Annotated in this window: 7 protein-coding genes; 1 reads left to right on the top strand and 6 read right to left on the bottom strand. The window is 24.8% G+C overall.

Annotation, left to right across the window (positions count from 1 at the left end; translation table 11 throughout):
* Window positions 1-355 precede the first annotated feature (355 nt).
* The gene (locus tag I2A75_RS16865) at window positions 356-535 is read right to left on the bottom strand and encodes a hypothetical protein (protein ID WP_207733856.1); all 180 of its coding nucleotides are present in this window, start codon (window positions 533-535) and stop codon (window positions 356-358) included.
* A 391-nt stretch (window positions 536-926) separates the two neighbouring features.
* Here I2A75_RS16865 and I2A75_RS16860 point away from each other — a divergent pair, with 391 nt between their 5' ends.
* Window positions 927-1,448 (top strand): GNAT family N-acetyltransferase, encoded by a 522-nt coding sequence (locus tag I2A75_RS16860; RefSeq protein WP_195266766.1) that lies wholly within the window; start codon window positions 927-929, stop codon window positions 1,446-1,448.
* 125 nt (window positions 1,449-1,573) lie between these two features.
* Here I2A75_RS16860 and I2A75_RS16855 read toward each other — a convergent pair whose 3' ends face one another.
* The 5 genes from I2A75_RS16855 to I2A75_RS16835 all read right to left on the bottom strand — a co-directional run bounded on the left by I2A75_RS16855 (window position 1,574) and on the right by I2A75_RS16835 (window position 5,621).
* Entirely contained in the window at window positions 1,574-2,248 is a 675-nt protein-coding gene (locus I2A75_RS16855) for a VTT domain-containing protein (protein ID WP_195266765.1), read from the bottom strand.
* 262 nt (window positions 2,249-2,510) lie between these two features.
* A complete protein-coding gene (locus tag I2A75_RS16850; protein WP_195266764.1) occupies window positions 2,511-3,575 on the bottom strand; it encodes a HAMP domain-containing sensor histidine kinase in 1,065 nt (354 codons plus the stop codon).
* The gene (locus I2A75_RS16845; RefSeq protein WP_195266763.1) at window positions 3,572-4,249 is read right to left on the bottom strand and encodes a response regulator transcription factor; all 678 of its coding nucleotides are present in this window, start codon (window positions 4,247-4,249) and stop codon (window positions 3,572-3,574) included. The genes I2A75_RS16850 and I2A75_RS16845 overlap by 4 nt, the downstream gene beginning before the upstream one ends.
* A complete protein-coding gene (locus I2A75_RS16840; protein WP_195266762.1) occupies window positions 4,242-4,799 on the bottom strand; it encodes an rRNA adenine N-6-methyltransferase family protein in 558 nt (185 codons plus the stop codon). The genes I2A75_RS16845 and I2A75_RS16840 overlap by 8 nt, the downstream gene beginning before the upstream one ends.
* Window positions 4,800-4,886: 87 nt before the next feature.
* Window positions 4,887-5,621 carry an MBL fold metallo-hydrolase gene (locus tag I2A75_RS16835; RefSeq protein ID WP_195266761.1) on the bottom strand — a complete coding sequence of 245 codons (735 nt, stop codon included), beginning with the start codon at window positions 5,619-5,621 and terminating at the stop codon, window positions 4,887-4,889.
* Window positions 5,622-6,000 lie beyond the last annotated feature (379 nt).

The raw sequence follows: 6,000 nt of genomic DNA, 5'->3' as shown, positions 1-6,000 counted from the left end.
CCCCTGTTCAATACAGAAATCATCTTCTTTGTGCATAACCCTTTTTTTATAATGTCCTTGACATAGGTATCAGTTTAAAACGCGACCCCCTTTGTAAAAATAAGAGATTAACTTTTTAATGCAATTCTTCAATAATCTTTTTGATTTTAAAACTAACTTCTAGAATTTTTTCTTTTTCTACCTTACACACTTTCCTATCATAAGTATATAAACCATTAGCTTCATATTCTACATCACTCTTTTCATGATTAAACCATCCTGAAGTTGAATCTATAAAGCGAGTGCTATCAATATTCTTAACAAATTCATAAAGGTTATCACTTCGGAACTGCCCCCATCCTTCATTAAATATAGTCTATCCAATAATGCATGGGTGATTATAAAGGTGCTTTATTGTTTCTTCAGTATGCTTTATAAATATTTCTCTTTGTTCTTTATTACCTCTTCTTGTATCTTTAATATTAAGTACACCTATAGTAGGAAGGGCTGTATCTCTTATAAAAGAATATGAGCCGTTATTTACCATGCCTTGCATAATTAACATACCGTGTTTATCACAATAATAATAGAAATATTCTGGCTCCACTTTATTAAAGAAATAGCTTGATTTAAAGTAATGTATCTCATCCATATATAAAAGTAAAAGATTTTAAAATATAAAGTTAATGTCTATGTACATGGTATAAATTATAAATTACAGGAAAATAATTAAAATATTTACATTTTATTATGAGTTTAGTACACTTACTATATAGATGTAATTAATTTAGATTATATCTTTTTCTTAATTAATAATGTTAGGAGTTGATTTTATGAAAAGTTTTATAACTGTAAATTCTATGAGGTGGTTTACTACTTAAATTTATAGGTACTAATCCACCTTTAGTTCTATTAAGTTTTTTTAATATTGAAAGGTGGAAAATAAAGTGGATTTAAAAAATATACAAACAACAAGGTTAATATTAATACCAATAACATTAGAAATAACTAAATCTTTAATGGATGGAAGCAGTAACGAAGTTGAGAAACTTGGAATTAAAATAGATAAAAAATGGCCAACGAATGATACTAAGGATATATTGCCTATTATATATGAATCATTAGAAAATGATAAAGTACCAAGTGGTTTTGAAGTTTGGATGATTATAAAAAAAGACACTATGAAGGTAATTGGAGACATAGGTTTTCATGGAAAGCCTGATGAAAAAGGTGAAGTTGAAGTTGGTTATGGATTAGTAGAAAGCGAAAGAGGAAAAGGTATTGGTTTTGAAGCATTAAAGGCTATTACGAATTGGGCAATTTCTCAAAAGAATGTCAGAATTATTAAAGCAGAGTGCTTAATTGATAACAAGCCTTCTGCACGACTATTAGAAAAGGTTGGTATGAAGGAATTTAATCGAGACCAGAATTTGATTTACTGGGAACTTATTAAACCAGTAGACAAGTAATATTAAAAACTATAGGCGGATAACTCCACCTATAGTTTTATTATGGTATATTTAAATATTATGTTAAAACATAATATTTAAATATAACCTGAAATAATATTTAACTTTAAATAATTATTTTTATTTTATATTGATATAACCCTATTAATAAGCTTAGTAATTATAATAGTTAAAATTATAATTGCTACAATTATTAAAATACTTAGCGGATTAAAACTAAACAACTCTATTGAATATGATAATGTAAAAGCTGTAATTAATTTTGATATTATTGCTATAGTAATGAATTTATATCCATTAAATTTACCAATACCTGCTCCAATACAAATAACCTCATCTGGTAAAATAGGTAATATAAATAATAATAAAATGATTAAAGTTTCATTTTTCTTTATATATTCATTAAACTTTTCTATCTTCTTACTATTTACCATCTTTTTTATAAGCTTTTGACTAGCATATCTAGAAAAAAGAAACATACTTATTATCCCTAATATAGTTCCTAAAAAGCCTATTACAGCTCCCTTAGTTTCTCCCAATATTAAACTACCTACCATTATTGTAACTGGTTCTGGTAATGGTAAAATAATTGGTTGTAGAAAGCATACTAAAAAATATATAAGCATTGACTTCTCTTTATATTTAATCAATATATTTATCAATGTGCTTTTATCTAAGATATCACCTATTTTTGATAATATAAACGAAATTATTATAATTATTACTAATATTATAGAAAGTACTAAACATTTTTTTATATTAAAGCTTAATTTATTTTTTATCCTTAATTTATGTTCCATAACTAAACTCCTCCATATACATATCTTCTATTAAACCTATATACTAATTTCTTAATTTTTTAAAAAAGTGATATGCAAAAATACTTATTATTAAGACGAAAATGCCTAATAAATATTTATTTAATACAAAAATTATTTTTCCTAAAACACTCATTTTTTACACCATCCTAGCAATAATATAATTAAATATTAACTTTTTACTTTTAATAATTTGCTTATAAATATATTAATTTTTCTTAATAAATAAAGCATAGCTAAATTGCTATGCTTTATTTAAAATAATTTTAAATTCTATATTTTCATTTAATTTTTTTACTAATAACTCTCCATCGTGTAATTCTACTATTTTTTTTGCAATTGCTAATCCTAATCCTGCTCCCTCATTCTCACTACTTCTTGCTTCGTCTATCCTATAAAACTTTTCAAAAATTTTATCTAAGTCATCTTCTTGTATCTCCTCACATTTATTAATAAAAGATATTGTTATATTAGTATTATTTTCTTCAACAATTACTAGAAATAAAGAATTTGGATCACTATATTTCTGAGCATTTTTCATTAAATTTTCAAAAACTCTATAAATTAATTTTTTATCTATAAAAGAATTTAATTCTTTATATGGATTTTCTAATCTAACTTCAATATCTTTTTCTGAAAAATCTATAATACTTTCACCAACAATTTGATTTATTAAAGTTGATATATTAAACTTAACTTTTTGAATTTTAATATCAGTACTATTCAATTTTGTATACTCAAACAACTCATTTACTAATGTCCTTAGCCTCAAGCTTTTATTATATGCAATTTTTACATATTCATCTTTATTTTCTTCATCAACCTTTTTATCATTCAACAACTCTAAATATCCTATAATAGAAGTTAAAGGGGTTTTTAAATCATGAGATATGTTTGTTATTAGTTCATTTTTATTTTTTTCTATTTTCTTCTCATTTTCAATTCTTTCTTTAAGCTCTAATGACATTTCATTTATGCTCATACAAAGCTCAGTTAACTCATCTTTTCCTCTTAGCTCAATAGTTCTTCCAAAACCTTCACTTTTAATTTTTTTTACTTCTTTTGATATATAATTTATATATTTTGCCTTTCTATTTATTAAAAATAAGAAGGTAAAAATAAATACTGTTATCGAAGAAAATATTAAAATAATGCCAGCAACCTGAATCTTAATAAGATTTATATTTTCTTCCATCATAAACTTTTCCATTATAGGTGCTGTAAACTTAACAAACTCAACACACACAAAAATAGAAACTACTAATGAAAAAAGCATATATATACTTAGTTTTTTAAAGCTAATTTTCATATCTTATACCCTATTCCCCATACTGTTTTAAGATATTCTGGGTTTTTAGGATCTTTTTCTATTTTTTGCCTAAGTTTTGTTATATGAACCATTATTGATGTGTCTCCAACTGCATATTTATCTCTCCATATTTTTTCATATATTTGTTCAACACTAAATACCATATCTCTATTTCTGCATAGTAACTCTAATATTTTATATTCAGTAGGAGTTAATTTTACTTCTTTTCCTAAAATCATTACTCTATGCATTTTTGTGTCTAAAGTCAAATCACCTATTGTTATAATGTCTTTTTCTGAATTATTAAATACCGTATATCTTCTTAATTGAGCTTTAACTCTAGCTATTAACTCCATTGAACTAAAAGGTTTCGCTATATAATCATCTGCACCTAAAGCTAATCCTTTTATCATATCGATTTCTTCATTTTTAGCAGTTAAAAAAATTACAGGCATTGAATATTTTTTTCTAATTTCAATTAAAGCTTGCATTCCATCAACTTTTGGCATCATAACATCTAAGATAATTAAATCATAATTTTTTTCTTCAACCATTTTTAGAGCTTCTTCTCCATTGCAAGCTTTATCAACGTAAAATTCTTCGGTTTTCATATAAACAGCTACAAGTTCTCTAATATCTTTATCATCATCAACTACTAATATATTTTTATGCATTTTTTCCTCCTGTACATTTTAATACATAAGCTGGTGGTATATTTCTAATTACCTTTGTGTAATTAATTTCCCCAAAATACTCTTTAAAAAGTCTAATCTTCAAAAGTGAATATTGAAAAGTAATAAAATCTCCATTGCCACTTATTATTTTTGATGTCTTATTTAAAATGCAGTTTGAAACACTTTTAGGTAATGACGTAAATGGCAGTCCAGATATAATATAATCTACATTTGTTATTGAGTATTTTTTTAGTATTATATCAATATTTTCTACACTATCATTTACAATTATTACATTATTTTTGTGTCCATATATACTTTTTAAAATATTATAAAATTCTTCATTAATTTCAATTAATAATACTATAGTATCATCTTTAATTCTAGCAAGAATTTTTTCTGTAAAGACACCTGTACCAGGCCCATATTCTACAATGTATTTTGCTTTTTCAAAATTAATATTACTTATTATTTTATTAGCTAAATACTTTCCACTTGGTGCAATTGCCCCTATACTCTTAGGATCTTTTATATATTCTAATACAAACATCTATAGTTACCTCCTCCATTTATTTGGTTTATTATAGAAATAAATGTTTAAGCAATACTATATAAATGTTTTAAGATTTATTAATATTTAATCGTTATTTATACAAATTTTCTTATGCTGCGATTTTAAATACTCAATAATCTCAGTTTTATTTATAGGCGTTGAGTGTCCTGGAAAACAAATGTTAAACTCTAAATCTTCTAAGGTGTATATAAGTTCCTCTAACTTAAGTGAGTCATATTTGTAATTATTATAATAATCTACACCATATGCATCTCCTATAAATACTACTTTTTCTTCAGGGACATAAACTATTACTGAATCCTCTGAATGAGGAGCAATAATATTCTTTAAAATAACCGTTAATCCTCCTAAATCTATTTCTAAATCATTTTTAAACACTATATCTGCAGATATAACTTTTATATCTTGTAGCGATTTATATTCTTTACGAATATTAGTATCTGCAAACTCTATATCTTCTCCAGTTAAAATACGTTTTTTCATCGCTTCGTCTGTCCATTGCCATTTTGACATAATCTCTAATTGTTCATTAGTTATTTCACACGCTATAGTTTTCCCTGTAACTGCATGCATCCCATAACTATGGTCCCAATGCCAATGAGTTATTGCTATATAATCAGGTAATTTTAAATTTAATTTTTTTATAGAATCGTTAATTTTTTTAACGTGCTCTTTTGAGTTTCCTGCATCTACCATCAAAGAATACTTATCTCCTTTAATGTATCCAAGCACTGGTCTATCAGCTTCTCTGTCGTTTATAAGATAATAAATTCGTTCTGTAACCTTTGTTAAAGCCATAAAATTCCCAACCTTTCTTAATTTAAAATTAAAAATCCCCATAGACAAACAATATCGTCTATGAGGATTTTATTTATATAAAGATCTTTCATTATATTTAAACTAAATTAAATACAAATTCATATATATGTTTTGTATTTAAAGTTATTTTATTTTTATAAAAGAGTTTAAAGTAAGATATTGTTCTTAAAATGCACACTAATATAAAGTTCAACAATAGAACTTTTAAGCATCTTAAACTATTTAATTTTAATAGTTTAGTTAAGAACAACTAAAATCATCTCTTCAATTCCCCTTTTCATTAAATTAATCTTTTTAAGTATATAATATAGTATTTTAACTGTCAATATAATCTACTTTCCCAATCGTATACACATTA

The organism is Clostridium sp. 1001275B_160808_H3, assembly GCF_015550425.1.
Taxonomy (GTDB): Bacteria; Bacillota; Clostridia; order Clostridiales; family Clostridiaceae; genus Clostridium.
The sequence above is the reverse complement of the archived record's forward strand: the minus strand, read 5'-3'. Positions and strand labels throughout refer to the sequence as shown.